Source organism: Pseudomonas sp. P1.8, assembly GCF_001269805.1.
In the GTDB taxonomy this organism is placed as follows: Bacteria; Pseudomonadota; Gammaproteobacteria; order Pseudomonadales; family Pseudomonadaceae; genus Aquipseudomonas.
On record NZ_LHVM01000013.1, the window covers coordinates 749,171 to 773,960 of the forward strand.

At 58.4% G+C, this 24,790-nt stretch carries 27 protein-coding genes and 1 riboswitch; of the genes, 13 read left to right on the forward strand and 14 right to left on the reverse strand.

Annotation, left to right across the window (positions count from 1 at the left end):
- Nucleotides 1-287: 287 nt before the first annotated feature.
- Together AD668_RS13985 and AD668_RS13990 are read right to left on the reverse strand one after the other, a co-directional pair.
- On the reverse strand, nt 288-1,970 hold the full coding sequence (locus AD668_RS13985; RefSeq protein WP_053159646.1) for a fatty acid--CoA ligase: 1,683 nt from the start codon (nt 1,968-1,970) through the stop codon (nt 288-290).
- A 160-nt stretch (nt 1,971-2,130) separates the two neighbouring features.
- A complete protein-coding gene (locus AD668_RS13990; protein WP_053159648.1) occupies nt 2,131-2,760 on the reverse strand; it encodes a LysE family translocator in 630 nt (209 codons plus the stop codon).
- A 92-nt stretch (nt 2,761-2,852) separates the two neighbouring features.
- Between AD668_RS13990 and AD668_RS13995 the strand changes: the two genes are divergently transcribed.
- From AD668_RS13995 to AD668_RS14005, 3 genes are all read left to right on the forward strand, one after another.
- Complete coding sequence (locus AD668_RS13995; RefSeq protein WP_053159650.1) at nt 2,853-3,818, forward strand: 2-hydroxyacid dehydrogenase; 966 nt, start codon at nt 2,853-2,855, stop codon at nt 3,816-3,818.
- A 33-nt stretch (nt 3,819-3,851) separates the two neighbouring features.
- On the forward strand, nt 3,852-4,850 hold the full coding sequence (locus AD668_RS14000; protein ID WP_053159652.1) for a class I SAM-dependent methyltransferase: 999 nt from the start codon (nt 3,852-3,854) through the stop codon (nt 4,848-4,850).
- A 52-nt stretch (nt 4,851-4,902) separates the two neighbouring features.
- A riboswitch (yybP-ykoY riboswitch) is annotated at nt 4,903-5,025 on the forward strand.
- Nucleotides 5,026-5,115: 90 nt separating this feature from the next.
- Complete coding sequence (locus AD668_RS14005; RefSeq protein WP_053159654.1) at nt 5,116-5,700, forward strand: TMEM165/GDT1 family protein; 585 nt, start codon at nt 5,116-5,118, stop codon at nt 5,698-5,700.
- Nucleotides 5,701-5,797: 97 nt separating this feature from the next.
- Here the strand turns inward: AD668_RS14005 and AD668_RS14010 are convergent, their stop codons facing one another.
- From AD668_RS14010 to AD668_RS14025, 4 genes are all read right to left on the reverse strand, one after another.
- Complete coding sequence (locus AD668_RS14010; protein WP_053159656.1) at nt 5,798-6,616, reverse strand: M48 family metallopeptidase; 819 nt, start codon at nt 6,614-6,616, stop codon at nt 5,798-5,800.
- Between the two features lie 151 nt (nt 6,617-6,767).
- Entirely contained in the window at nt 6,768-7,391 is a 624-nt protein-coding gene (locus AD668_RS14015) for an SOS response-associated peptidase (protein WP_053159658.1), read from the reverse strand.
- A 35-nt stretch (nt 7,392-7,426) separates the two neighbouring features.
- Nucleotides 7,427-7,687: a putative signal transducing protein gene (locus AD668_RS14020; RefSeq protein ID WP_053159660.1), complete on the reverse strand. Its 261-nt coding sequence runs from the start codon at nt 7,685-7,687 to the stop codon at nt 7,427-7,429.
- A gap of 9 nt (nt 7,688-7,696) precedes the next feature.
- Nucleotides 7,697-7,879 carry a CPXCG motif-containing cysteine-rich protein gene (locus AD668_RS14025; RefSeq protein ID WP_053159662.1) on the reverse strand — a complete coding sequence of 61 codons (183 nt, stop codon included), beginning with the start codon at nt 7,877-7,879 and terminating at the stop codon, nt 7,697-7,699.
- 139 nt (nt 7,880-8,018) lie between these two features.
- On the opposite strand from AD668_RS14025, the gene AD668_RS14030 reads away from it, so the two are divergent.
- A complete protein-coding gene (locus tag AD668_RS14030) occupies nt 8,019-9,185 on the forward strand; it encodes a 1-acyl-sn-glycerol-3-phosphate acyltransferase (RefSeq protein WP_053159664.1) in 1,167 nt (388 codons plus the stop codon).
- Nucleotides 9,186-9,255: 70 nt separating this feature from the next.
- On the opposite strand, the gene AD668_RS14035 is transcribed toward AD668_RS14030, so the two are convergent.
- Nucleotides 9,256-9,534 (reverse strand): hypothetical protein, encoded by a 279-nt coding sequence (locus tag AD668_RS14035; RefSeq protein WP_053159667.1) that lies wholly within the window; start codon nt 9,532-9,534, stop codon nt 9,256-9,258.
- A gap of 250 nt (nt 9,535-9,784) precedes the next feature.
- Nucleotides 9,785-10,369: a YajG family lipoprotein gene (locus AD668_RS14040; RefSeq protein ID WP_053159669.1), complete on the reverse strand. Its 585-nt coding sequence runs from the start codon at nt 10,367-10,369 to the stop codon at nt 9,785-9,787.
- 204 nt (nt 10,370-10,573) lie between these two features.
- Between AD668_RS14040 and AD668_RS14045 the strand changes: the two genes are divergently transcribed.
- Together AD668_RS14045 and mqo are read left to right on the forward strand one after the other, a co-directional pair.
- Nucleotides 10,574-10,807, forward strand: a complete 234-nt coding sequence (locus AD668_RS14045) for a hypothetical protein (protein WP_053159670.1) — start codon at nt 10,574-10,576, stop codon at nt 10,805-10,807.
- Nucleotides 10,808-11,548: 741 nt separating this feature from the next.
- A complete protein-coding gene (gene mqo, locus AD668_RS14050) occupies nt 11,549-13,057 on the forward strand; it encodes a malate dehydrogenase (quinone) (RefSeq protein WP_053159671.1) in 1,509 nt (502 codons plus the stop codon).
- 67 nt (nt 13,058-13,124) lie between these two features.
- Here mqo and AD668_RS14055 read toward each other — a convergent pair whose 3' ends face one another.
- From AD668_RS14055 to AD668_RS14070, 4 genes are all read right to left on the reverse strand, one after another.
- On the reverse strand, nt 13,125-13,412 hold the full coding sequence (locus tag AD668_RS14055) for a PA4642 family protein (RefSeq protein ID WP_053159673.1): 288 nt from the start codon (nt 13,410-13,412) through the stop codon (nt 13,125-13,127).
- Between the two features lie 63 nt (nt 13,413-13,475).
- Nucleotides 13,476-13,961, reverse strand: coding sequence for a hypothetical protein (locus AD668_RS14060; protein ID WP_053159675.1), 486 nt, complete (start codon nt 13,959-13,961; stop codon nt 13,476-13,478).
- Nucleotides 13,962-14,081: 120 nt separating this feature from the next.
- Complete coding sequence (locus AD668_RS14065) at nt 14,082-14,555, reverse strand: WbuC family cupin fold metalloprotein (protein WP_053159677.1); 474 nt, start codon at nt 14,553-14,555, stop codon at nt 14,082-14,084.
- A gap of 3 nt (nt 14,556-14,558) precedes the next feature.
- Complete coding sequence (locus AD668_RS14070) at nt 14,559-15,116, reverse strand: hypoxanthine-guanine phosphoribosyltransferase (RefSeq protein ID WP_008045996.1); 558 nt, start codon at nt 15,114-15,116, stop codon at nt 14,559-14,561.
- Between the two features lie 165 nt (nt 15,117-15,281).
- Here AD668_RS14070 and upp point away from each other — a divergent pair, with 165 nt between their 5' ends.
- Both upp and AD668_RS14080 read left to right on the forward strand, forming a co-directional pair.
- The gene (upp, locus tag AD668_RS14075; RefSeq protein ID WP_053159679.1) at nt 15,282-15,920 is read left to right on the forward strand and encodes a uracil phosphoribosyltransferase; all 639 of its coding nucleotides are present in this window, start codon (nt 15,282-15,284) and stop codon (nt 15,918-15,920) included.
- 2 nt (nt 15,921-15,922) lie between these two features.
- Complete coding sequence (locus AD668_RS14080; protein WP_053159681.1) at nt 15,923-17,197, forward strand: uracil-xanthine permease family protein; 1,275 nt, start codon at nt 15,923-15,925, stop codon at nt 17,195-17,197.
- Nucleotides 17,198-17,284: 87 nt separating this feature from the next.
- Here the strand turns inward: AD668_RS14080 and hemH are convergent, their stop codons facing one another.
- Nucleotides 17,285-18,307, reverse strand: coding sequence for a ferrochelatase (hemH, locus tag AD668_RS14085; protein WP_053159683.1), 1,023 nt, complete (start codon nt 18,305-18,307; stop codon nt 17,285-17,287).
- Between the two features lie 13 nt (nt 18,308-18,320).
- Nucleotides 18,321-19,223, reverse strand: coding sequence for a TIGR01777 family oxidoreductase (locus AD668_RS14090; RefSeq protein WP_053159685.1), 903 nt, complete (start codon nt 19,221-19,223; stop codon nt 18,321-18,323).
- Between the two features lie 196 nt (nt 19,224-19,419).
- Between AD668_RS14090 and AD668_RS14095 the strand changes: the two genes are divergently transcribed.
- The 5 genes from AD668_RS14095 (at nt 19,420) to AD668_RS14115 (ending at nt 24,756) form a co-directional block, all read left to right on the forward strand.
- A complete protein-coding gene (locus tag AD668_RS14095) occupies nt 19,420-20,406 on the forward strand; it encodes an NAD(P)/FAD-dependent oxidoreductase (protein ID WP_053159687.1) in 987 nt (328 codons plus the stop codon).
- A gap of 120 nt (nt 20,407-20,526) precedes the next feature.
- Nucleotides 20,527-21,486, forward strand: coding sequence for a DUF523 and DUF1722 domain-containing protein (locus AD668_RS14100; RefSeq protein WP_053159689.1), 960 nt, complete (start codon nt 20,527-20,529; stop codon nt 21,484-21,486).
- The gene (locus AD668_RS14105; protein WP_053159691.1) at nt 21,486-22,427 is read left to right on the forward strand and encodes a MerR family transcriptional regulator; all 942 of its coding nucleotides are present in this window, start codon (nt 21,486-21,488) and stop codon (nt 22,425-22,427) included. Before AD668_RS14100 ends, AD668_RS14105 begins: the two co-directional genes overlap by 1 nt.
- Nucleotides 22,428-22,448: 21 nt before the next feature.
- Nucleotides 22,449-23,906: a deoxyribodipyrimidine photo-lyase gene (gene phrB, locus AD668_RS14110; protein WP_053159877.1), complete on the forward strand. Its 1,458-nt coding sequence runs from the start codon at nt 22,449-22,451 to the stop codon at nt 23,904-23,906.
- Between the two features lie 73 nt (nt 23,907-23,979).
- Nucleotides 23,980-24,756: an SDR family oxidoreductase gene (locus AD668_RS14115; RefSeq protein ID WP_053159693.1), complete on the forward strand. Its 777-nt coding sequence runs from the start codon at nt 23,980-23,982 to the stop codon at nt 24,754-24,756.
- Nucleotides 24,757-24,790 lie beyond the last annotated feature (34 nt).

The window sequence follows — 24,790 nt, forward strand, 5'->3', positions numbered from 1 at the left end:
CGCTGTGGATAACCGGGAGCCATGGCGTCCCAAAGTCATTCCAAAGTTGCATCGCCCCTGTTTGTGCGTGTGCTCCGTTTCTAAAAATCCTTGAACGGACTATAGCCAGCAGGTAGTACTGCTTGATCCCTCTAAAGTGTGATTTGCACCCGCCAACCACTCTGGAACAGTCCTTTCGCCAATCCGACACCCGTCGGCCCGGCTAGGATGGCTGAAAATAGAAATTTGACAAGCCAAGCGCTTGCTTGGTGGGCTTGGCGTGCCTTTTCGGGCACGCCAGCAGACGCTTAAAGCGTCGAGAGGAAGGTACTGTTGGTGGCTTGCCATTCGGTGATATCGACGCGAATTTTCTTCTTGTCGAGTTTACCGACGCTGGTCTTGGGAATTTCAGTAACAAGGGCGATCTGACTCGGAATAGCCCACTTGCTCAGGTGCCCCAATTCCACAAATGGCTTGAGGTGTTCCTTGAGCTCCCGGGCCCCGATTTGTTGCCCCTCACGAAGCACCACCAAAGCAAACGGTCGCTCACCCCACTGCGGATCGGCGATGCCAACCACTGCTACTTCGCGTACCGCCGCATGACGACTGATCAGGTCCTCCAGGTCCAGGGAGGAAATCCACTCGCCACCGGTCTTGATCACGTCTTTGATGCGATCACGGATGTCGATCACGCCCATGCTGTCCAGAGTCGCTACGTCCCCTGTATGCAACCAGCCCCCGGCCCAGAGTTCGGCACCTTTTTGCGGCTCGTTGAAATAGCCCTCGGTGAGCCATGGCGCACGCAACACCAGTTCGCCCTGGGTCTCGCCATCGGCCGGCAGGAAATTACCCTCGGTATCGACAATCGCCGCCTCCACCAATGGCCCAGGCACACCGGCCTTGATACGGTAGGTGGTGCGCTCGTCTTCGCTGCCAGCCATCAATTCATCGTTGAGGTGCGCGCATGACACCAGCGGCCCGGTTTCCGACATGCCATAAGCCGCGGTCAGCTGGATGCCCTTGGCCTTGGCTGCTTCATACAAAGTGCGGTTCAGCGCGCTGCCGCCGATGACAATCTTCCAGCCGCCGAAGTCGGTGTTTTGTGCAGCCTTGGCGTTGAGGACCATCTGCAAAATGGTCGGGACGCAATGGGAAAAAGTGACCTTCTCTTTACGCCACAGCTCCACCAGATATTCCGGTTCATAGCGCCCCGGATATACCTGCTTGAGGCCGAGCATGGTCGCCACATACGGCAAGCCCCAGGCATGCACGTGGAACATCGGAGTGATCGGCATGTACACATCGTTGGTACCCAGCAGGCGGACACTGTCGATCGCGCCCATGATGGTCGAAACGCCCATGGTATGCAGCACCAGTTGCCGATGGGTGAAGTACACGCCTTTGGGGTTGCCCGTGGTGCCGGTGGTATAGAACGTGGTCGCGACAGAATTCTCGTCGAAATCCTGGAAGTCGTACTGTGGACTCGCGGCAGCCAGGAGCTGCTCGTATTCGCCGATGAGGTTGGGCAGATCCGCGGTCTTTTCCGGCAGATCGGTCAGCAGCACGGTTTTTTCGACCGTGGTCAGGTGTCCCGCAATCGCGTTGTACAGCCCGGTGAACTCGCTGTTGACCAGCACGAAGCGGTCCTCGGCGTGGTTCATGGTGTAGAGAATCTGTTCCGGTGACAGGCGCACGTTGATGGTGTGGATAACGGCACCGATCATCGGAATGGCGAACATGCATTCCAGGTAACGATGACTATCCCAATCCATGACCGCCACGGTATCCCCGGCTTTGACGCCGGCTGCCGTCAACACGTTGGCCAAACGCGCCACCCGTTCGATCAGGGTCGGATAGCTGTACCGCAACTGGTCGCGGTAGATGATCTCGCGGGTTTTCTCATAACGGGCACCGGACATCAGCAACCGTTTGATCAGCAGCGGATACTGGTAAGCGCCTTCGGCTGGGGGGATAACGCGAGTCTGCAACATAAGAATCCCTTTTTCTGACTGCACGGTCTTGGCTGAAAGTAAGCACTGTAGTGCCCTTGATCGCCAGCCAAATCAGCCAAAGGAATGATTTGCAGAGCCGCACAAATGCTAGCGTTGCGCCAGCATTCGTTGACTTTCATCGTAGGGGATGTGTGATTGATCAGTGCATCTCGGTAAACGCGAGTTTCACGCCAATCGCGATCAGCACCGCGCCCATCGTCCGGTCGAACCAGTGCCCCATGCGGGCAAAACCGGCGCGTACGCGCTGCTGGCTGAACAGCATGGCCACCAGGCAGAACCAGATCGCCGTTGCCACCGCCAGATAAACGCCATAGCCGGCCTGCACCGCAAGCGGTGTGTGGGGGTTGATGACCACGGTGAACAGCGAGAGGAAGAAAAGCGTGGCTTTCGGGTTAAGACCGTTGGTAACGAAACCTGAGGTGAAAGCGCCACGCGCAGTGCGCTCGCCAGCTTCCTTGTGCAAATCGTCCGCCACAGGTTTGGCCGGTTGCGCTCGCAGCGCCTTGAAACCGATGTACAGCAGGTAAGCGGCGGCGGCCCACTTCAACGCGTTGAACAGCATGATCGACTGGGAGACGATCAGTCCGATGCCCAGAAGCGAATAACCGACGTGCAGGAAAATTGCGGTTCCCACACCCAGCGCAGTCCAGGTGCCAGCGCGCCGGCCGTGAGTAACACTTTCACGTACCACCACGGCAAAGTCCGGGCCGGGGCTGGCCACCGCCAGCAAGTGAATCAGGGCAACGGTCAAGAACTCTGTCCAGTACATGTGGGGCTCCTTTAGGCCAAGCGTAACTATTTATTTCATCTGGTAGGCTCGGCAGATTACGCCTTCAGTTCATTGCACAAAAGGTACAGTTGATGACGAACACTCGCCGCGCCGTTTTCCTCGACCATCCGTCCCTGGACCTCGGTGACCTTGACCTCAGACCGTTACGCGATTGCTTCAGCGATTTGCAGTTGTTCCCCCAGACCTTGCCGGATCAAGTGATCGATCACCTCAAGGGCGCCACCGTTGCCATCAGCAACAAAATTGTCATCGATGCCGCCGCCATGGCTGCCAGCCCTGATCTCAAGCTGATCCTGATCACGGCCACCGGCACCAACAACGTCGACCTCGCCGCCGCCCGTGCCCACGGGATTACCGTGTGCAATTGCCAGGGTTACGGCACGCCGTCGGTCGCACAGCACACCATCATGCTGCTGCTCAACCTGGCCACACGCCTGGCCGATTATCAGAAAGCCGTCGGTGAAGGGCGCTGGCAACAGGCCAAACAGTTCTGTTTGCTGGATTACCCGATTGTCGAACTCGAAGGTAAAACCCTCGGTTTGCTGGGACACGGCGAACTGGGTGGCGCAGTTGCGCGACTGGCCGAAGCGTTCGGCATGCGCGTGCTGCTCGGACAGATTCCGGGGCGCCCTGCCCGGCCGGACCGTTTGCCGCTGGAAGAGCTGCTGCCACAGATTGACGCGCTGACCCTGCACTGCCCGCTCAACGAACACACCCGGCACTTCATCGGTGCCCGGGAACTGGCATCCATGAAGCCCGGCGCATTCGTGCTCAACACGGCGCGCGGCGGTCTGATCGACGAACAAGCCCTGGCTGACGCCTTACGCAACGGTCATCTGGGCGGAGCCGCCACCGACGTATTAAGTGTCGAGCCTCCGATCAACGGCAATCCACTGTTGGCCGACGATATCCCACGCCTGATCGTTACCCCGCACAACGCTTGGGGCAGTCGCGAAGCGCGCCAGCGGATCGTGGGTCAAGTGACTGAAAACGCCTTGGGATACTTCAGCGGTAAGGCGCTGCGGGTCGTCAGTTGATAAACTGCGGCACTTTTTTCCACAGGAGCAGTTATGGATCCGCGCAGTGAAGTACTGCTTCGTCAGGCCGACTTATTCCAGGGTTCGGTGTTGTTGGCCGGTTTGCCCGCCGATGATTTGCTCGGCCGCCTGCCCGACGCTCACGGTTGGTGCTGGCATGCCGGCGATCAGGCCGCCCTGGACGGGCGCTTTGCCGAACGCAGCCATTTTGGTGTGAACGCCCCTGAACGCGAATTTGATAGCGCCGTGGTGTTTCTACCCAAGTCCAAGGATCTGACGGACTACATCCTCAATGCCCTCGCCTCGCGCCTGGCCGGCCGCGAGCTCTACCTGGTCGGTGAGAAAAAAAGCGGCATCGAAGGCGCTGCCAAGCAACTCAATCCGTTCGGCAAGCCGCGCAAGCTCGACAGCGCACGGCATTGCCAGCTGTGGTTAGTCTCTGTGGCTAACGCGCCTGAAGCCAAACCGCTGGAAAGCCTGGCCCAGACCTATGAATTACCGCTGGCCGAAGGTCCGTTGAAAGTCATCAGCCTGCCAGGTGTTTTCAGTCACGGTCGCCTGGATCGCGGCAGCGCTTTGCTGCTGGAACACCTGGACAAACTGCCCAGTGGCCACTTGCTCGACTTCGGTTGCGGCGCGGGCGTTCTAGGCGCCGCCGTAAAGCGTCGATACCCACACAATCAGGTCACTTTGCTCGACGTCGACGCATTTGCCGCCGCCAGCAGCCGCCTGACGCTGGCCGCCAACGGCCTGGAAGCGGACGTGATTACCGGCGACGGCATCGATGCCGCGCCCATGGGTTTGAGCGCCATTCTGAGCAACCCGCCGTTCCATGTCGGCGTCCACACCGATTATTTCGCTACCGAAAATTTGCTGCGAAAAGCAGCCAAACATCTGAAAAACGGTGGCGAACTACGTTTGGTAGCCAATAGCTTCCTGAAGTACCAACCGTTGATTGAAGAGCATCTCGGTGTGTGCGCAATCAAGGCCGAAGGTCAAGGATTCCGGATATACCGGGCCAAGCGCGGATAGACCCTCTTTTGAAAAAGAAGGCTTGCCGAATGGGTTTTGCAAAGGCAGAATCCGCTCCGTCCTAGGGGAGTAGTCTCCCACGAGCGCCATGCTCGTCCGGCATACGTCAACATACTTGGTCCTCAGACCATGGCGTATGCGACCCAAGCGACCGCATCAGACGGTTCGCAGGGTTTGACAAGACCTATGACACGCACACCTTACCCGGGGCGGGAAGGCTGTACGTGTCATAGCCGTGTCGACCCGCCCCTTAGGAAAACCCCTGATGCTGGATTCACTACTCGTACCCACCGCAATCGTTGCCTTGGCCGAAATCGGCGACAAGACGCAACTGCTCGCGCTCATTCTTGCTGCCCGCTTCCGCAAACCCTGGCCGATCATCGCCGGCATCGTCGCCGCAACGCTGGCCAACCACGCGGCAGCCGGTGCGGTCGGCGCGTGGGTCGGCGGTTTCTTCTCCGATACGATGCTGCACTGGATCCTGGCTGTGAGCTTCGCCGCCACTGCGCTGTGGACTCTGGTACCGGACAAGATGGATGACGACGAAGCCAGCACCGCGCGCAAGTTCGGGCCATTCCTGACCACCCTGATTGCCTTCTTTCTCGCGGAAATCGGCGACAAGACCCAGATCGCGACCGTGATGCTGGCCGCACAGTACCCGGAACTGTGGCTAGTGATCATCGGCACCACCCTTGGCATGCTGATCGCCAACGTACCGGTGGTACTGGCAGGTAATTTTGCCGCAGACAAACTGCCCCTGACGCTGATCCGTCGACTGGCGGCGTCGGCGTTCTTCATTCTGGCGATTGTGGCGGTGTACAAGGCGATGCAGAGCAGTGGGTGGGTTTGACGGTTTAGGTCGATAGACCGGGGTTATCGTTCATCGCGAGCAGGCTCGCCCACAGGAGCCCGCTCGCGATGAAGCCAACAGCCTCACCGCAAGACGATCAGGACTTCCTGGCTTGCTCGTACAACGGCATCACTTTCGGGATCGCGGCCTGCAACGCCGCAATCCTGCTCGACGACGCCGGGTGAGTGCTCATGAACTCCGGTGGCGAACCTTCCGAGGCCTTGCTCATTTTGTTCCACAAGGTGATCGCGGCATTCGGGTTATAACCTGCGCGGGCGGCCAGTTCGAGACCGATCAGGTCTGCCTCGTTTTCATTGGCGCGACTGTTGGGCAAGGTCATGCCGTAGTTGGCCACGGCGTCTGCCAGGGCCAGGCTGTCCTGACCCAATCCAAGCAAGGCGCCCGCGCCCTGCTTGGCCATTTCAATGCCATAAGCCTTGGACATCGCTTCACGACCGTGCTCGCGCAGGGCGTGGGCAATTTCATGGCCCATGACCGCGGCGATTTCATCGTCAGTCAGCTGCAGCTTGTCGATCAGACCGGTGTAGAAAATGATCTTGCCGCCAGGACCGCAGTTGGCGTTGAGTTCATCGCTCTTGATCAGGTTGACCTCCCAGTTCCACTGGGCCGCGTCCGGACGAAATGTCGGCGCCTGAGCAATCAGTCGGTCGGCAATCTGCTGTACACGCTTGGCTTCACTGCTGGTCTTGTCCAGCACGCCCTTGCTCGTCGCTTCGCCTACTGTCTTTTGATACGACTGGGCGTACATCTGGTCGACTTCTTGCGAAGACAGCATGCTGAACATGTATTGCTTGCGCTCAACGCCCACCGCACCGCCGCTGGTGGTGTTGACCGACTGACAACCGGCCAGCAGCAGCGCTGCGCTCAGTGCACTGATAATCAAAGTCTTGTTCATCGAAAAACTCCCTGAAAACATGCCGCGTATCCTAGGCGTGGAAATGTATCGACGCCAGATACACAAGAAATAAGACGCCTTTTTCAGGCAAAGCTCTCATCAACGCAGAAAAAATTCGTAAGCTGGCGCCGGCTGCAATTTTTTCGCCCCCTCAACCCGGTGTCAGACACTCCGGTCCGTTGAGCTTCGGATCGTTGACCATGTTGGCCAGCACCCGCTCGCGCAACGCTACAGGCTCACTGGCCAGCAAGGCTTGCAGCGCGTACAGCGGCGTCTCGGGATCAAGCCACGCTGCCTGCCCCGCCTCATCGAGGATCAATGGTCGACGCTGACTAGCCGCCGGCTGAGTAATCACTGCAGTGCTCAACCACACTTGCTCCTGCACCGGATACGCTTCCCAGATCGCAGCGAAAAACAGCGACGAGCCCTCCCCCGGTGTTAACCAGAAGGGCCGCTTGCGCGTTGTACCGCGCCACTCGTAGAAACCGTTGGCCGGCAGCAGACAACGCCGCTCACGCAAGGCCTGGCGAAACATCGGTTGCTCGGCAACGGTTTCGGCGCGGGCATGCGCCGGAGTGCGGGACAAATCCGTCAGCCACGGTGGTGTCAGGCCCCAACGGGCGCGAGCCAGTTCACGCTGGCCGTCGAGGCCTGCGCGCAGCATCAACACCGAATCATTGGGGGAAATGTTCCACTGTGCCTGCTGATCGGCGGGAAATCCGGGCAGGGTCGCGAAGTCGCGATTCCAGCGAAACAAGGCATAACGTCCACACATGGGGCAGCACAACTCTTGATCAAACGAACGCCAGCCTAACAGACCAGCGTGCCGGGGAAGCTGTCCGGCTCATCGCCGGACAGGGGCAGTGCGGCATTGTACGCACTGATCAGCTCACGGGCGTATTCGGCCTGATCGTTGTCCACCGCAAGGCCCAGCAGGCCGAAGATCGGCAATTCACCGGTGGCGCCCACCAGATCACGGCCCACCAGATGCGCTTCGACACCCTCACTGGCCAGCATGCCTTGCAGCAACTCGCCTTCCATCAGGTTTTCCGGTTCGTAAATGCGCTGCATAGACGCCCCTCACTCGTTTTCACTGAAAACTTCGAGATGCCATTCCTCTTCATGCACTTGCAGTACAAACGTTATCGGCCGGCAACACACCTGGCAGTCCTCGATATAGGTCTGATCGCCACCGGACAAATCCAGCGTCGTCTCGACCTCCTCACCACAATACGGACATTCATACTGCGCAGTTTCCAGCATCGCGGTCTCCCAGGTGACTTGTGCGTATAATCGCCGGTCTATTTGCAGGGCTATTTTTGTCTGGCTACTTTTTCAGACCGTACCCCGCCGGTTTTTGATCAGATCCTTTACTTACCCTAGCCGTTTCTAACAAGAGAGCATGATGGGCGAATTCGATGCCATCCGACCTTACGACGACAGCGAAGTCCCAGCGGTGCTGGACCGGCTGCTCGGCGACAAGGCGTTTCTAGATATCCTCACCCACTTTCGCTTCCCGCGCTTTGCCGGCGCTTTAGGCTGGGCACTCAAACCTCTTATAGCTCATCGTTTGCGCCGTGAGTTCGCCGGCGTCCATTCGGTCGCTACGCTGCAGGACAAAGTCGAGGTTTACGTCGACCACACCATCGAGCGCGCAACGGACGGTGTTACCTATACCGGTGTCGAGCAGTTCAAATCCGGCAGCGCTTACCTGTTCATCGCCAATCACCGTGACATCGTAATGGACCCGGCCTTCGTCAACTACGCCGTGTATCACGCAGGCCTGCCGACACCGCGTATCGCCATCGGCGACAACCTTCTGCAAAAGCCTTTTGTCAGCGACCTGATGCGCCTGAACAAGAGCTTTATCGTGCACCGCTCGATCACCGGGCGTCGTGAAAAAATGGCGGCGTATCAGCTGTTGTCGGCGTACATCAACCATTCGATCCGCAACGATTGCGCCTCGATCTGGATCGCCCAGGCTGAAGGTCGCGCGAAGGACGGCGACGACCGCACCGAGTCGGCGATCCTCAAGATGTTCCACATGAGCCGCAAGGACGAGCCGTTCGGCGAGGTTATCCGTTCGCTGAACCTCACCCCGGTATCGATCAGCTACGAATACGACCCCTGCGATCAGGCCAAGGCCCGCGAGCTGTATATCCGCGCCACCACCGGCAGCTATACCAAGGTGCCGGGCGAGGATGATGTGAGCATTGCCAAAGGCATTACCGGCTACAAGGGCCGTGTCCACGTGAATTTTGCCGCACCAATCACTGAACTGTTCGATGACACCAAGCAATTGGCGGTCGAGATGGACAAGCAGATTTTAGGTGGGTATCGCCTGTTCCCGGTGCACTACCTGGCCTACGCCATGTGGAAAGACGCTGACCCGCAATTGACGGTGCCAAAAGCTGCAGAGATGTTTGCAACCGACGAGCTGGCAAAGGCTCAGGAGCAATGGCAGCAGCGCCTTGAGGCTTGCCCCGAGGAGCATCGTCCGTTCCTGGTGCTGCAATACGCAACGCCGGTGCGCAATCAGTATCGGGTCAAGGCTGGATTACCGCTCTAAACGAAAAAATCGCAGCCTGCGGCAGCTTCTGTAGGAGCTGCCGCAGGCTGCGATCTTTTACTTCACAAATTTAAACCTGCGTGCTGATCCACGACACCAAAAGTGCCAGCGCCATGCAGGCAAAACCGAAGATGTAGAAAAACCGGTTCATGCGCAGGGTTGCCCAATCCAGCGTCGGCTCTGCGTTGGGACTGCTTTGGCGCTGCGCTTGAAGACTCGCCATCGCGCGCTGTTCGCGGCGACGGGTAGCGTGCAGCAACCAGCCGCCCGGAAAGGCAAAGAGCAGGGCCAGCAGATTGATCAGTTTGGCGGGATGGGCGGAAAACAGCGTCATCAAATGCAGCGACATCACAAGCCTCAAGCTAAACAGGTAGGCAGGCGCCACACCGACGACCCGCGGCGCGGATTCTACCCAAAGCCCTCAAGCCTGCCCTCCCCTTTGCGACAAACAACAAATCAATTGACCAATGGCAATCCCATCGCAAGCGGCCTGAAAACCGACCGCAAGGGCTGCTGTAGGAGCTGCCGCAGGCTGCGATCTTTTATTTCAAGACAAGATCAGAAGATCGCAGCCTGCGGCAGCTCCTACGGGGCTCGCATTACTCGCCGAGCACCTGACCCACAGTCGGATCCTTGAACAGACGGGTCAAGGCATCGCTCAACACATCGCTGACCAGTTTGGTGTTGGTTTCCTGGTTCGGCGCCATGCCGAAACGCTGGTCCAGGGACGCACCATAACGACCGCTGTAACGGCGATTGGCATTCTGCACATCGGAGCGGAACGTCGCACCAATGGTCGCCTCGGTCACATACATGCCTTCTTTGGGCGACTGATACTTCAATTCCGCCAGAGTCACGGTGATTTGCGGGGCATTCATCGCATTGGAAGTCGGCGTAAAGCCCAAAAGGCGCACGGCCGCTTCAGCCTGAGCCTGCAATTTCGGCAGAATCTGCGCGCCCTGCACGGTGATTGCGCTGGTCTCCGGATACAGACCGCCACGGGTGCCCAGAGTCGGCGATGGGCGACCGTCCACCACTCGCACCACCACAGGCTGACCATGGCCGACCGGCGCCAGTTGAGTGGTCAGCTTGGGTTCCGGGTTCAGTTGTTGCGGGCTGTGGGCGCAGCCGACCAGGGTCAAACTGGTCACAGTGATCAAACCGAACAACAGACGTTGCAACATGCTCTTCTCTCCAGAATCAGGCACAAACAGGGCGGCAGTATAGCGGTGCGCCACTGCGACGAACCAGCACCCCACACTGTTTGTTGAAATTTCTGACAACCCCTTCAGACCGCAACGCCTGTCATGCAGATGTCACCCCCCATACACTTGCACGTAACGGCTTGCGCTCATTCTTTATTTCAGAAACTCAAAAGGTACTTCTCTATGCGTTATCTGATTTCACTGTTCGCTCCACGCCCGCGGCATCGCTGTTTCGCCCTGCTCGACCGCAACGGCTATTGTCAGGCATTCAAGCAATGCAACCTGCGGCCGAGCGGTGAAGGCTGGGTCGAAATCGAAGAAATCCGCCTTAACTGGCTGCAACAGCCTCTGCCCGCGAGCGCCCGTGTCGTTCAGCGCCAAACGCGGTCACGGGTGCATCATCTGATGACCACCTGACCGAACGCCTAATAAAAGTCATTAAACACGACCATTTCCCTGCGTTTCTTAGATACAATCTCCCCCCGATTATAAGGACGTCTCCTGATCGGGCCTCGCAGCATCGTCAATGCGCTTGTATTGACACCCCGCACCGCCCACAGAGAGCCGCCCACACAGATCGAGTGAAGCTGGCGCGCTTGCTGTTTTGTTGAGCAAAACCTCCACTTTTCGCGAATCTGCAGAGCTGTCATTACGCTCGGTCACTGAGCTGTTTGCCCGTTTTGCCTGCCATGTAGCCCATGGCGGCAATCCATCCGGGCACGGTGCCAGGCTTGGACAGCCCTTTTTGAGGTTCACGTCTTCAAAAGAGCGTGAAAAAAACGGGTTTTCACAACTTCACAAGAGTGTGGCGAGCAAATGAATAGTTTTGCGTCTGAATATGCACCATTAGCGTCTACAACAGCCCAACGACACAGGACCGAGTATTCCGCGAACACCGGAGCCTGAAGCCTGTCCGCTACGGATTTGGTTGCACAAGCGGATGTATCGACCATAAGTCGAATTGCCAGCTGCTCGTTGAAATGAGTTCATTAGGACTCTTGGTAGACCCGGCAGGTAGCGTCCGTCGAAGTTGCAAAAAATTGCGAAGATTCGGACATGGCGATCCTGCCATGGGTACTTGGGGCAACACTGACAAGCCCCGTCACTCCTGGCAGCCATGCCGTCAATTTGGTGCTGCAGATTTTGGAGACGCGTTAAATGGCGCATAACGAAGCAGTCGACGTAGTACTGGTTGGGGCCGGCATCATGAGTGCCACCCTTGCAGTACTGCTCAAAGAGCTCGACCCCGCGATCAAGCTGGAAGTCGTCGAGCTGATGGATTCCGGTGCTGCGGAGAGTTCGAACCCGTGGAACAACGCCGGTACCGGTCATGCCGGACTGTGTGAGCTTAATTACACGCCTCAGTCCTCCGATGGCGCCGTCGACATCAAGAAAGCCGTGCACATCAACACCCAGTTCGAGGTGTCGAAGCAGTTCTGGTCGTACCTGACCAAAAAAGGCACGTTCGGCTCGTGCAAATCGTTTATCAGCCCGGTGCCACACCTGAGTTTCGTGCAGGGCGACAGCGGCGTGTCCTTCCTCAAGGAGCGCTTCAAGGTGCTGAGCAAGCACCACGCCTTTGCGGACATGGAATACACCGAAGACAAGGCAAAGATGGCAGAGTGGATGCCATTGATGATGCCTGGCCGCGACGCTGGCGAAACCCTGGCCGCCACTCGAGTGATCAATGGTACTGACGTCAATTTCGGCGCCCTGACCAACCAGTTGCTCAAGCACCTGACCAGCGCACCCGATGCCCAGGTCAAGTACTGCAAGCGTGTGACCGGTCTGAAACGCAGCAAAGCCGGCTGGACCGTCAGCATCAAAGACGTCAACAGCGGCAACACCCGTGAAGTCGACGCCAAATTCGTCTTCCTCGGCGCTGGCGGCGCGGCACTGCCGCTGCTGCAAGCGTCGGGTATCGAAGAGAGCAAAGGCTTCGGCGGTTTCCCGATCAGCGGCCAGTGGCTGCGTTGCGACAACCCGGAAGTGGTCAAGCATCACCAGGCCAAGGTCTACAGCCAGGCAGCCGTAGGTTCGCCGCCAATGTCCGTGCCGCACCTGGACACCCGTGTCGTCGACGGCAAGAAATCCCTGCTGTTCGGACCTTACGCCGGCTTCACCACCAAGTTCCTCAAGCACGGCTCCTTCATGGACCTGCCGCTGTCGGTTCGCGCCGGCAATATCGGCCCGATGCTGGCCGTGGCGAAAAACAACATGGACCTGACCAAGTACCTGGTCAGCGAAGTGATGCAGTCCATGGAACAGCGCCTGGAATCCCTGCGTCGCTTCTATCCCGAAGCGAAAGCCGAAGACTGGCGCCTGGAAGTGGCTGGCCAACGGGTGCAGATCATCAAGAAAGACCCGAAAAAAGGCGGTGTCCTGCAATTCGGCACCGAACTGGTTGCGGCCAAGGACGGCTCCCTTGCCGCCCTGCTGGGTGCTTCGCCAGGTGCTTCGGTGACGGTTTCGATCATGCTGGAACTGATCGAAAAATGCTTCCCGGGTAAAACCAAGGGCGAATGGGCTGGCAAACTGGCAGAAATCTTCCCGGCCCGGGAAAAGGTTCTGGAAACCGACGCTGCGCTGTATAGCAAGATCAACACGCAGAACAACGTCGCCCTGGAACTGGTTGAAGCCAGCAGTGAGACCGAAAGCTACGCTTGATTGGGCCACATGAAAAACGCCCCGCTCCTACAGGAGCGGGGCGTTTTTTTGCGGTGCCTGAAAGATCTTAACCGCGCGCTTTTTCAATAAGCTCGATGTAGTCCGGCGCGTTGCGTTGATCCTGGATCAGCGTAACGAAGTCCTTGCCGTGCTCGTCCTTGCCGTTCACGTCATAACCGGCCTCGACAAAGAACGTCAAAAATCGCTCGAAGTCATCGATGCGCAGACCACGATAGGCTTTGATCAGTTTGTGCAGGGACGGAGAAGTCGCGTCGAGCGGTTCGAAATCGAGGAACAATTTGATCTGCTCATCGCCGATCTCGTCACCAATCACTTGTTTCTTATCTTTACGCATTGCCGACTCCAGCTCGCAGACATTACACGGGGCGGGCAGTTTACCCCTGTGCGGGCCCGGGGCTCAACGCGGACGAACGCTGCCGGTATGCAGATCGGCCCATACATGGCCGTTGGCATAGCTGAGAAACTGGCAATACACCGTATCGTTACGCAACAAGTCGATTACCACGCGGTATTGAGCCATCGGGTAATAGAGAATCAGAGTCTTGCTCGACTCGTCATAAACCGGTTTCTTCAGGCTTTTACTCTCGCCATCGAAGTTGACCAGCACCTGACTGATGGTGGCGCCCTTGTTCAAGGACTTTCCCTTGAGGCGAATGAGCAATGGGGACGTGACCGGAATCGGCTGTTGATTGGACTGACGCTGGGCACCGACCACCACCGAATAATCAGTGACTTGCATCAGTTGCTGCTGTTCGGGGTCGGCATTGCGCAGAGTGAGGTCATCCGGCGGCAGAAATTGACTGTGCATGGGCGCCGGCGCGGCAGCCAAGGGCAGGCTAAGGGTCAGCAACAGGGCGGCGCAACAGCGGATCGAACGGCTCATGTCAGGCTCCGGAATCGGGGCCAAGCACTCTAGCATGGGTTGAAAATCAAAAGATCGCAGCCTTCGGTAGCTCTTGCAGGGTGTTCGCCAACCCAATGCAGGCGCTGCCGAAGGCCGCGATCAGTCGAATTGCGCGTGCATCCAGGCCTGATATTCGGCAACGCCGGGCTCGCCTTCGCGCGGAGCCCACGATGCCAACTCACCCTCGCCGACCGGACGATAGGGACCGGCCTTGCATTCGAACATCAGGCTGTCGGCCTCCAGCACCACCAAACCGTGGAACACACCGGTGGGCAGGTCCACGCCGACGCACTCGCCACCGGCCTGAAGCACGGTCTTGCTCAGCACAGCTCCGGCCTCATCGAAGATCAACACACCCAGTCGGCCCTTGAGGACTAACAGGGTTTCGGCCTTGTTTTCGGCCAAATGCCGGTGAGGCGGAATATACGTGGACGGCTGCAAACCCACCGCCATGCGATGGCAAGCCTCTTCCATCTGATGGAAGTTGTGATGCTGTCGCCCACGAGGGTTAGCCGCCGCTTTCTCGGCCAACTCGGCGAACAGCGTCTGATCAAGAAAGCGTGGCGCGGTCATTTTTTACATTCCTTTAACGGCAAAGATCCCGTTGGCGTTACGCCAATAGCCTTTATAGTCCATGCCATAGCCAAAGATGTAACGATCGATGCAAGGCAGACCGACGAAATCGGCTTTCAGGTCCGGGCGAGCCTTGCGGTCGTGGTCCTTGTCGATCAGCACGGCGGTGTGCACTTTGCGGGCGCCAGCGTGTTTACAGAAGTCGATGATCGCGCCCAGGGTGTGACCTTCATCAAGGATGTCATCGATGATCAGCACGTCACGGTCGATGAACGAAACTTCCGGCTTGGCTTTCCAGAACAGGTCACCACCGCTGGTTTCGTTGCGATAACGGGTGGCGTGCAGGTAGGAAGCTTCCAGCGGGAAGTGCAGGTAGGTCAGCAGCTTGCCGGAGAAAATCAGCCCGCCGTTCATCACGCAGAACACCACCGGATTGCTGTCCGCCAGTTGATCGTTGATTTGTGCACCGACGCGGGCGATGGCCGCCTCGACTTCAGCTTCGGTGTACAGGCAGTCAGCCTCTCGCATGATTTGACGGATATGCTCGAGATCAGCGGACATGGTGCTCTCCAAGGGGATGGCGGATTCGGAAAAGCGGGCAAAGGTACGCATCAACCGAAGCCAGATCAAGCGTTTGTGGACTAACGTACTCTATGTCTATAGGACAACACCCTCGGATAGATTAATCTAGGCCGGTTTTTTTGCCCGCCGCCGGAGCCTTTCCCCATGCCCATCCATGAGATCCGCCACCCGCTGATCCGTCATAAACTTGGCCTTATGCGCCGCGCAGACATCAGCACCAAGAATTTCCGTGAGCTCGCTCAGGAAGTAGGCGCCCTGCTGACTTATGAAGCCACCAAAGACCTGCCGCTGGAATCCTACGATATTGAAGGCTGGTGCGGCACTGTGTCGGTCGAGAAAATCGCCGGCAAGAAAATTACTGTCGTGCCGATCCTGCGTGCCGGCATCGGCATGCTTGAAGGGGTGCTCAGCCTGATCCCGGGCGCCAAGGTCAGCGCCGTGGGCGTTGCTCGTAACGAAGAAACCCTGCAAGCCCATACTTATCTGGAAAAACTGGTCCCGGAAATCGACGAACGTCTGGCGATGATCATCGACCCGATGCTCGCCACCGGCAGCTCCATGGTTGCCACCATCGATCTGTTGAAGAAGGCCGGGTGTCGCGATATCCGCGCCATGGTACTGGTGGCGGCCCCTGAAGGTATCGCCGCGGTAGAGAAAGCTCACCCGGACGTGATCATCTACACCGCTTCCATCGATCAAAAACTCAACGAGCACGGTTACATCATTCCGGGCCTTGGCGATGCCGGTGACAAGATCTTCGGCACCAAGCAGAAGGACGCGTGACCATGCAGCAAGAGTTCAACGATCCGCTCTGGCGCACGGTGCTGTCGGGTGCACAGATGCTGTTCGTGGCCTTCGGCGCCCTGGTGTTGATGCCGCTGATTACCGGCCTCGACCCGAATGTGGCGCTGTTCACGGCCGGCCTGGGGACGATTCTGTTCCAGATCGTCACTGGGCGTCAGGTGCCGGTGTTCCTGGCATCGAGCTTTGCCTTCATTACCCCGATCATTCTCGCCAAGGGCCAGTTCGGCCTGGCCGCGACCATGGGCGGCGTGATGGCGGCAGGTTTCGTCTACACCTTCCTCGGCCTGGCCGTGAAGATCAAAGGCACCGGGTTCATCGATCGCCTGCTGCCGCCCGTGGTGATCGGCCCGGTGATCATTTCGATTGGTCTGGCCATGGCGCCGATTGCCGCCAACATGGCGATGGGCAAGGCCGGTGATGGTAGCGAGCTGATTCACTACCAGACGGCAATGTTGATTTCGATGCCCGCGTTGTTGACCACCCTGATCGTCGCGGTGTTCGGCAAAGGCATTTTCCGCCTGGTGCCGATCATCTCCGGTGTATTGGTCGGTTTTGGCATGGCGTTCTACTTCGGCGTTGTCGACACCGCGAAGATTGCCGCCGCACCGTGGTTTGCAATTCCGCACTTCACTGCGCCCGAATTCAACTGGCAAGCGATTCTGTTCATCGTTCCGGTCGCCCTGGCCCCGGCCATCGAGCACATCGGTGGCGTGATTGCCGTGGGGAGCGTGACCGGTCGCGATTACCTGAAAAAACCCGGCCTGCACCGCACCTTGCTTGGTGACGGCATTGCCACCACGGCAGCCGGCCTGTTCGGCGGTCCGCCCAACACCACCTACGCCGAAGTGACCGGCGCGGTGATGCTGACCAAGAACTACAACCCGAAAATCATGACCTGGGCGGCGATCTTTGCCATCAGCCTGGCATTTGTCGGCAAGTTCGGCGCTCTGCTGCAAAGCATTCCGGTGCCGGTGATGGGCGGGATTCTGTGCCTGTTGTTCGGTTCGATTGCGGCGGTGGGCATGAATACCCTGATCCGCCACAAAATCGATCTGGGCGAAGCGCGCAACCTGGTGATTGTCTCGGTCACTCTGGTGTTCGGGATCGGCGGCGTGCTGATCGGTACCGGCACCGGTCCGGACGACTTCGGTCTCAAAGGCATCGCGTTGTGCGCGGTGGTGGCGATCGGGTTGAACCTGTTGTTGCCGGGCAATGACAGCTGGAAGCACAAGAAGGCGGATGAGCCGCTGATCTAAAGTCGATCTGCGTGACGCCATCGCCAGCAAGCCGGCTCCTACAGGTCTGTACGCAACCCTGTAGGAGCCGGCTTGCTGGCGATGTTTTTAAAGCACCAACGGTGCTCGCTCGCACAACGCGCTCAACGCCCGCACCCATTGCGGGTCATCGTTGAGGCACGGCACCAGCACCAACTCTTCGCCTCCCGCTTCGCGGAACTGTTCCTTGCCGCGATCACCGATTTCTTCCAGTGTCTCGATGCAATCGGCGACGAACGCCGGGCACATCACCAGAATCTTTTTAACTCCGCTCTTGGCCAACTCATCGAGGCGCGCTTCGGTGTAGGGTTCGATCCATTTGGCACGCCCCAGACGCGACTGGAACGACACCGACCACTTGCCGTCCGGCAAGCCCATGCGCTTGGCAAACTCTGCGGCAGTGCGCAGGCACTGGCCGCGGTAACAGGTCGCAACCACCTCAGGCGGCGCACCGGCACAACAATCACCGCCACCCTCGAAGCTGTGACCCGGATTGAGCTTTTTCAGATGCCGCTCCGGCAAGCCGTGAAAGCTCAGCAGCAAGTGATCGAAATCCTGTTCCAGATGAGGTTTGGCCGAAGCGGCCAGTGCCTCGAGGTACTCCGGCTGATCGTAGAACGGTTGAAGCACCGACAACTGAACGTCGAGTTTTCGCTCGCGCAGCACACGCTTCGCTTCTTCGATCACAGTGGTGGTGGTGCTGTCGGCGAACTGTGGATAAAGCGGCGCCAGGGTGATTCGCTTGTGGCCGGCTGCAGCCATACGCACCAGCATTGTCTCAATCGAAGGCTCGCCGTAACGCATTGCCAATTCGACCGGACCGTGATTCCACTTGTCATTCATTGCCTGTTGCAATCTACGACTGAGGACGACCAATGGCGAGCCCTCGTCCCACCAGATCGAAGCGTAAGCATGGGCCGACTGTTCGGGGCGCTTGATCAGGATCAACGAGACCAGTAAACGCCGGATCGGCCATGGCAGGTCGATCACGTACGGATCCATCAGAAACTGATTGAGGTAGCTGCGCACGTCAGCCACCGAGGTGGAGGCAGGTGAGCCCAGATTGACCAGAAGCAACGCGTGATCGGTCATGCAACGTCCTATTTCAAAGGCGGCTGGACAACTCATCCAAAGCCGCACGCAAATCCGTGAACTGAAAAGTGAAGCCCGCTTCCAGCAGGCGAACCGGAGTGGCCCGCTGCCCCCCCAGCAACAACGAAGACAATTCGCCCAGGCCTACCTTCAAGGCAAAGGCTGGCATCGGCATAACGGCCGGGCGACGCAGCACGCTGCCCAGTGTCTTGGCAAACTCGCGATTGCGTACTGGTTCAGGCGCGCACGCATTATAGGGACCACTAGCGTCACTGCGATGCAGAAGAAAATCAATCAAGCCGATTTGATCGTTGATGTGTATCCACGGCATCCACTGCCGACCATTACCAATCGGCCCGCCCAGACCGAATTTGAAAGGCAGTAACAGCCGCGACAAAAAGCCGCCCTCGGCCGAGAGAACCAGACCGGTTCGGATGAGGATCACGCGAATGCCCAATGACTCGGCTCGCTGCGCGGTTTCCTCCCAGGCGATGCATAGTTGACTGGCGAAATCATCAACGACCGGTGGCGACTCTTCGGTCAACTCACGTTCCCCGCCGTCGCCGTACCACCCTACCGCAGAACCGGAGATCAACACCTGCGGCTTCTGCCCGCGACTTTCCAGCCAGGCCAGCAGGGTTTCGGTCAGTTTGATTCGACTGCTCCACAACAGGGCTTTGCGCTTGTGAGTCCAGGGTCGGTCGGCAATCGGAGCACCGGCAAGGTTGATGATCGCATCGAGCGACTCCTGCCCAAAATCCTCAAGACGGGCGATTCCACGCACTTGAGGGCCACAGATGTTCGCGACTTTTTCAGGGGTGCGACTCCAGACAGTCAGCCGATGCCCCTGATTCGACCAGCGCCGACAAAGCTGACGTCCTATCAAACCAGTACCGCCGGTCAGCAATATGTGCATGACTTCTTCCTCGCGTGGCGTTTTACCCTGTCCATTAGTCTATTTTTATAAGCAGGGATCTTTGGTATCGAGCAGGCTCTATGCTTAACAATAGGCCAAGCTGTCGGATCGAGAACGCTAAAAGTTATACCAAAAAACAATATTGTACAGGTTCAAACCCCGGCGTAGTCTGTACAGAAAGGTAAACGAGGCCCCTATGACTGTACCTATCGCAATCATCGGCACCGGCATCGCCGGACTCTCCGCCGCCCAGGCCCTAACGGACCTCGGGTACGTGGTTCACCTGTTCGATAAAAGTCGCGGCAGTGGCGGGCGCATGTCGAGCAAGCGCAGCGATGCGGGCGCCCTGGACATGGGCGCGCAATACTTCACGGCCCGCGATCGCCGTTTTGTCACTGAAGTTCAACGTTGGCAGACCAACGGCTGGGTGGCTGAATGGACACCGCAGCTTTACACCTTCCACGGCGGCCAACTCAATTTGTCGCCGGATGAACAGACGCGCTGGGTCGGTACGCCACGCATGAGCGCGATCACCCGCGCACTGCTCGGCGACCTTGAAGTGCATTTCGCCTGCCGGATCACCGAAGTCTATCGCGGTGAAGAGCACTGGCATCTGCAGGACGCCGAAGGCTTCACCCACGGCCCGTTCAGCCACGTCGTCATCGCCACGCCGGCCCCGCAGGCTACTGCGCTGCTGGCCTCGGCACCGAAACTCGCTGGTGCCGCCGCCGGGGTGAAAATGGACCCGACCTGGGCCATCGCCCTGGCTTTTGAAACACCGCTGGAAACGCCTATGGAAGGCTGCTTCGTACAAGACAGCCCACTCGACTGGCTGGCCCGCAACCGCAGCAAACCCGGACGCGACAACACCCTCGACACCTGGGTCTTGCACGCCACCAGTGCCTGGAGCCGACAACACATCGACTTGTCCAAGGAAGCGGTGATCGAACAGTTGCACGGCGCATTCGCCGAACTGCTGCACGATTCCATGCCGGCGCCGAGCTTCAGCCTCGCGCATCGCTGGCTCTACGCCCGCCCTGCCAGCAGTCACGAATGGGGCACATTGGCAGACGCCGATCTGGGGCTGTATGCCTGTGGCGACTGGTGCCTGTCCGGACGAGTCGAAGGTGCCTGGCTCAGTGGTCAGGAAGCCGCTCGCCGTTTGCACGAACATTTGCAGTAAGCAGGGGAATTAAACCGAAAAACTTATACACAAAACTTGACGTGTACAACTTCGAATCTAAGATAAAGGTATGTTGTACAGACCTAAGTGTCTGTACAGGTTTAGATTCGAGGCATTCCAATGCAGCCCATTCCAGTCAAACCGAAAATCGCCGTCAGCGCCTGCCTGATGGGTTTCGACGTGCGCTACAACGGCGGGCACAAGGAATCGCGGCTGTGCAGTCACACCCTCATCGAGTATTTCGAGTTTCTCCCGGTCTGCCCGGAAGTAGCCATTGGCTTGGGCATTCCGCGCCAGCCGATCCGATTGGTTGGCGAGCCGGACAATCCGCAAGCCGTCGCTACTCGTGATGACACCCTTGATGTCACCCAGCCGTTGGCCGCCTACGGGCGGAAAATGGCGGCAGAGCTGGGTGACATTTGCGGGTACATCTTCATGCAGAAGTCACCTTCCTGCGGCTTGGAGCGGGTCAAGGTCTATCGCGCCAACGGTACGCCACTGAAGGGCGGCAGCCGGGGTATCTACGCCCAGGCGTTCTGCTTGCAGCACCCGGACCTGCCAGTCGAAGAAGACGGCCGACTCAACGATCCGGTGCTGCGGGAAAACTTTCTTACCCGCGTCTTCACTTACAGCGCCTGGCAGCAATTATTGCAAGAAGGTCTGACGCGGCGCGGTCTTACGGTATTCCACTCGCGCTACAAGTACCTGCTGATGGCTCACGACCCGGTGCAATACAAAGTCTTGGGCAATCTGCTCGGCACCCAGGGCCATACCGACCCGAAGGAACTCGGCCCCCGCTATTTCAGCGAGCTGATGGTCGCCCTGCAAAAATGCGCCACGCGTCGCACCCACACCAACGTCTTGCAACACCTCACCGGCTATCTGAAGCGAGCCATCAGCCGTGAAGACAAACAAGAGATGCAACACCTGATCAGCCAATATCACCAAGGTATCGTGCCTCTGGTGGTTCCGCTGACACTGCTCAAACATCACTTGCGCCAACATCCCGATCCCTACCTCGCGCAGCAGGTGTACCTGCAACCGCATCCGGAAAATCTCAGCCTGCGAAATGCCCTCTAATGAAAGCCCCTATTGACACCAGTGCCAGCGAAGACCTCGGCCATGATTTTAAGATAGCCCTGGACGACGGCTGGCTGCCCATCCGGGAAGTAGCGCGCCAAACAGGCATCAATGCCGTGACCTTGCGCGCCTGGGAGCGGCGCTACGGGCTGATCGTGCCGCTTCGCACACCCAAGGGGCACCGTCTGTTCTCTGCCGAACATGTTCAACGCATCCAGGCCATCCTCACCTGGCTCAACCGTGGGGTGGCTGTCAGTCAGGTTAAGCCATTGCTCGATACCCCGCAGGCGGTGAGTGAAGTCGTGGATAACGACTGGCACGCACTGTTGCAGACGCTGCTGCAAGCGGTGACCCGACTCAATGAACGCACCCTCGATGACACCGTCAACCAGGTCATGGCGCTGTATCCGCCGAGAACCTTGTGCGAGCAATTACTGATGCCCTTGCTGGCTAACCTGGAACACCGTTGGCAGGGCCAGTTCGGTGCACGAATGGAGCGGACTTTTTTTTGTTCCTGGTTACGCAGCAAATTCGGTGCACGCATCTACCATAACAATCGTCAGTTGCGAACCGCGCCACTGCTGCTGATCAACCATTCCGACCTGCCCCTGGAACCTCACCTGTGGCTGACGGCCTGGTTGGTCAGTAGCGCCGATTGCCCGGTGGAGGTATTCGACTGGCCGCTGCCTGTCGGTGAACTCGCCTTGGCGGTCGACCTTCTGCAGGCCCGAGGCGTCTTGCTGTACTCCAGCAAAGCCATGAACCTGGCGCAGCTGCCGAAACTTTTCAAAGGCGTCAGTTGCCCAAAAATGATTGCCGGACCAACGGTGTGCATCCACCACGCCGAGTTGTCCGCAAAAAATACCGAGATCGCAGACTTGTACCTGGCCGAAGATCCATTGGCGGCACATCAGGCACTCGTTCAGCGTGGGTTGATCTAAATGAATCGCACGGACTTGAAAATGCAATTGATCTGGCTGCGCAGCGACATGCGCGTGCATGACAACACCGCACTCGCGGCCGCCGCTGCTCGCGGTCCGAGTGTGGCAGTGTTTCTGCTGAGTCCGCAGCAATGGCTGGACCATGACGATGCGTCCTGCAAAGTGGATTTCTGGCTGCGCAACCTGGTCGAGTTGAGCCACGCACTGGATCAGTTGAATATTCCCCTGATGATCCGCAGGGCACCGTATTGGGAGGATGCGCCAGCAGTATTGCTCGACCTGTGTCGGCAGTTGCAGATCGGCGCGCTGCACCTCAACGACGAATACGGTATCCATGAAACCGCTCGAGATGCCGCAGTCACCAGAACCCTAGAGGCCGAAGGTATTGAGGTACACCGCTACCTCGATCAATTGCTGTTCCAGCCCGGCAGCGTCCTGACCAAAACCGGCAACTTCTTTCAGGTCTTCAGTCAGTTCCGCAAAGTCTGTTATGAACGACTGCATCATTCGCTGCCCGGCCTGGTGCGCGCACCCAAGGCGCAAGCACCGCTGGACATCGACAGCGATGCGCTCCCCTCCATTATTGAAGGGTTCCCGGCGCCCAATGCCAGCCTGCGCGACCTCTGGCCCGCCGGCGAGACCGAAGCTCACCGTCGCCTCGCCAGTTTTACCGATGCGCAGATCGATCATTACAAAGACGAACGGGACTTTCCGGCGAAACCCGGTACCAGCCAACTTTCGCCCTACCTCGGCGCAGGCGTGATTTCTCCCCGCCAATGCTTGCACGCGGCACTACAAAGCAATCAGGGAGAGTTTGAGAGCGGAAGTTCCGGTGCCGTGACCTGGATCAATGAACTGCTATGGCGCGAGTTCTATAAACACATTCTGGTGGGGTATCCACGGGTTTCCCGGCATCGGGCGTTTCGCCCCGAAACCGAGGCTCTGGCGTGGCGCGACGCCCCCAGTGACCTCGCCGCCTGGCAAGAGGCACGTACCGGCCTGCCAATTATTGACGCAGCCATGCGCCAACTCCTTGAAACCGGCTGGATGCACAACCGTCTGCGCATGGTGGTGGCAATGTTCCTGACCAAAAACCTGTTGATCGACTGGCGTGAAGGCGAGCGCTTTTTCATGCGCCACCTGATCGATGGCGACCTGGCCGCGAACAACGGTGGATGGCAGTGGAGTTCGTCCACCGGCACCGATTCGGCGCCCTACTTCCGGATTTTCAACCCGCTGAGCCAATCGGAAAAATTCGATCCGCAGGGAGTGTTCATCAAGTACTGGCTGCCAGAGTTGGCTGATCTGAGTAATAAAGAAGTGCACAACCCTGCCAACGTGGGGGGGTTGTTCGGTGTGGTCGATTACCCTTCGCCAATTGTCGATTTGGGCACTTCCCGCACCCGCGCCCTGAGCGCTTTCAAAAACCTGCCGTCACAACAACCTGTCGGCGAGCCAAATGAGAGCGCCATTAACTGATTTCACGCGGTAATCCGAAGATGGATAAAAGACAACCGGGCTGGGCCGATACCTGGCCGAATGGGAGATTAGGATGAGCCGTACACCTCCACGACGATATTGGCTGACGGGCGCCAGCAGCGGAATTGGCGCCGCGCTGGCTGAAGAAATATTGAAAACCGGAGCACACCTGGCCGTCAGTTCACGGTCTGCGGTATCCCTGAAAGTCATATCGCAACGATATCCGGGACAAGTGCTGGCGCTACCCGGAGACCTGACCAACAGTCAAACCGTGCGCGAGATTGGCGAACAGATTGCCGAGTACTGGGGCTCGCTGGACACGGTCATCCTCAATGCCGGAACCTGCGAATACGTGGATGCCAGACAGTTCGATGCGTCGATCGTCGAGCATGTGGTGCGTACCAACCTGCTTGCCAGTACCTATTGCGCTGAAGCGTCCTTGCCGCTTTTACGTGCCGGTACCGCGCCACATCTAGTGGCCATGGCCAGCGCCGTGACTTACCTGCCATTGCCCCGAGCCGAAGCGAACGGCAACTCGAAGGCCGGTTTGCGTTACTTGTTCGAATCCCTGCGCATTGACCTCGCGCCCGAAGGCATCGAAGTCACGGTAATCAGCCCGGGCTTTGTCGAAACGCCCCTGACGAGTAAGAATGATTTCTCCATGCCTCTGAGTTGGCCAGTGGAAAAAGCCGCGCGGCACATTTTCGAACAACTCAAGGATCGTCCGCTGGAAATCAATTTCCCTGCGGCATTCATGGCTGCGCTCTGGCCATTGTCCAGGTTGCCTGACCAGGTGAAACTGGAGATCGGCAAGCGAATGGTGCGCAGTAACCCGCCGATCAAGGATTGACCACCGCAAGCGTTGTCAAAGGCGGCGTCCGTCA

Bases quoted from the DNA above. Each gene is read 5' to 3' on its own strand.
- AD668_RS14105 (WP_053159691.1), top strand. From the start codon at position 21,486: ATGAAAGCCCCTATTGACACCAGTGCCAGCGAAGACCTCGGCCATGAT.
- AD668_RS14090 (WP_053159685.1), bottom strand. From the start codon at position 19,223: ATGCACATATTGCTGACCGGCGGTACTGGTTTGATAGGACGTCAGCTT.
- AD668_RS14015 (WP_053159658.1), bottom strand. From the start codon at position 7,391: ATGTGTGGACGTTATGCCTTGTTTCGCTGGAATCGCGACTTCGCGACC.
- AD668_RS14020 (WP_053159660.1), bottom strand. From the start codon at position 7,687: ATGCAGCGCATTTACGAACCGGAAAACCTGATGGAAGGCGAGTTGCTG.
- AD668_RS14005 (WP_053159654.1), top strand. From the start codon at position 5,116: ATGCTGGATTCACTACTCGTACCCACCGCAATCGTTGCCTTGGCCGAA.
- AD668_RS14055 (WP_053159673.1), bottom strand. From the start codon at position 13,412: ATGCGTAAAGATAAGAAACAAGTGATTGGTGACGAGATCGGCGATGAG.
- hemH (WP_053159683.1), bottom strand. From the start codon at position 18,307: ATGACCGATCACGCGTTGCTTCTGGTCAATCTGGGCTCACCTGCCTCC.
- phrB (WP_053159877.1), top strand. From the start codon at position 22,449: ATGCAATTGATCTGGCTGCGCAGCGACATGCGCGTGCATGACAACACC.
- AD668_RS14035 (WP_053159667.1), bottom strand. From the start codon at position 9,534: ATGTCGCTGCATTTGATGACGCTGTTTTCCGCCCATCCCGCCAAACTG.
- mqo (WP_053159671.1), top strand. From the start codon at position 11,549: ATGGCGCATAACGAAGCAGTCGACGTAGTACTGGTTGGGGCCGGCATC.
- AD668_RS13985 (WP_053159646.1), bottom strand. From the start codon at position 1,970: ATGTTGCAGACTCGCGTTATCCCCCCAGCCGAAGGCGCTTACCAGTAT.
- AD668_RS14010 (WP_053159656.1), bottom strand. From the start codon at position 6,616: ATGAACAAGACTTTGATTATCAGTGCACTGAGCGCAGCGCTGCTGCTG.
- AD668_RS14065 (WP_053159677.1), bottom strand. From the start codon at position 14,555: ATGACCGCGCCACGCTTTCTTGATCAGACGCTGTTCGCCGAGTTGGCC.
- AD668_RS14000 (WP_053159652.1), top strand. From the start codon at position 3,852: ATGGATCCGCGCAGTGAAGTACTGCTTCGTCAGGCCGACTTATTCCAG.
- AD668_RS14030 (WP_053159664.1), top strand. From the start codon at position 8,019: ATGATGGGCGAATTCGATGCCATCCGACCTTACGACGACAGCGAAGTC.
- AD668_RS14060 (WP_053159675.1), bottom strand. From the start codon at position 13,961: ATGAGCCGTTCGATCCGCTGTTGCGCCGCCCTGTTGCTGACCCTTAGC.
- AD668_RS13990 (WP_053159648.1), bottom strand. From the start codon at position 2,760: ATGTACTGGACAGAGTTCTTGACCGTTGCCCTGATTCACTTGCTGGCG.
- AD668_RS14070 (WP_008045996.1), bottom strand. From the start codon at position 15,116: ATGTCCGCTGATCTCGAGCATATCCGTCAAATCATGCGAGAGGCTGAC.
- AD668_RS14025 (WP_053159662.1), bottom strand. From the start codon at position 7,879: ATGCTGGAAACTGCGCAGTATGAATGTCCGTATTGTGGTGAGGAGGTC.
- AD668_RS13995 (WP_053159650.1), top strand. From the start codon at position 2,853: ATGACGAACACTCGCCGCGCCGTTTTCCTCGACCATCCGTCCCTGGAC.
- AD668_RS14080 (WP_053159681.1), top strand. From the start codon at position 15,923: ATGCAGCAAGAGTTCAACGATCCGCTCTGGCGCACGGTGCTGTCGGGT.
- AD668_RS14040 (WP_053159669.1), bottom strand. From the start codon at position 10,369: ATGTTGCAACGTCTGTTGTTCGGTTTGATCACTGTGACCAGTTTGACC.
- AD668_RS14100 (WP_053159689.1), top strand. From the start codon at position 20,527: ATGCAGCCCATTCCAGTCAAACCGAAAATCGCCGTCAGCGCCTGCCTG.
- AD668_RS14045 (WP_053159670.1), top strand. From the start codon at position 10,574: ATGCGTTATCTGATTTCACTGTTCGCTCCACGCCCGCGGCATCGCTGT.
- AD668_RS14095 (WP_053159687.1), top strand. From the start codon at position 19,420: ATGACTGTACCTATCGCAATCATCGGCACCGGCATCGCCGGACTCTCC.
- AD668_RS14115 (WP_053159693.1), top strand. From the start codon at position 23,980: ATGAGCCGTACACCTCCACGACGATATTGGCTGACGGGCGCCAGCAGC.
- upp (WP_053159679.1), top strand. From the start codon at position 15,282: ATGCCCATCCATGAGATCCGCCACCCGCTGATCCGTCATAAACTTGGC.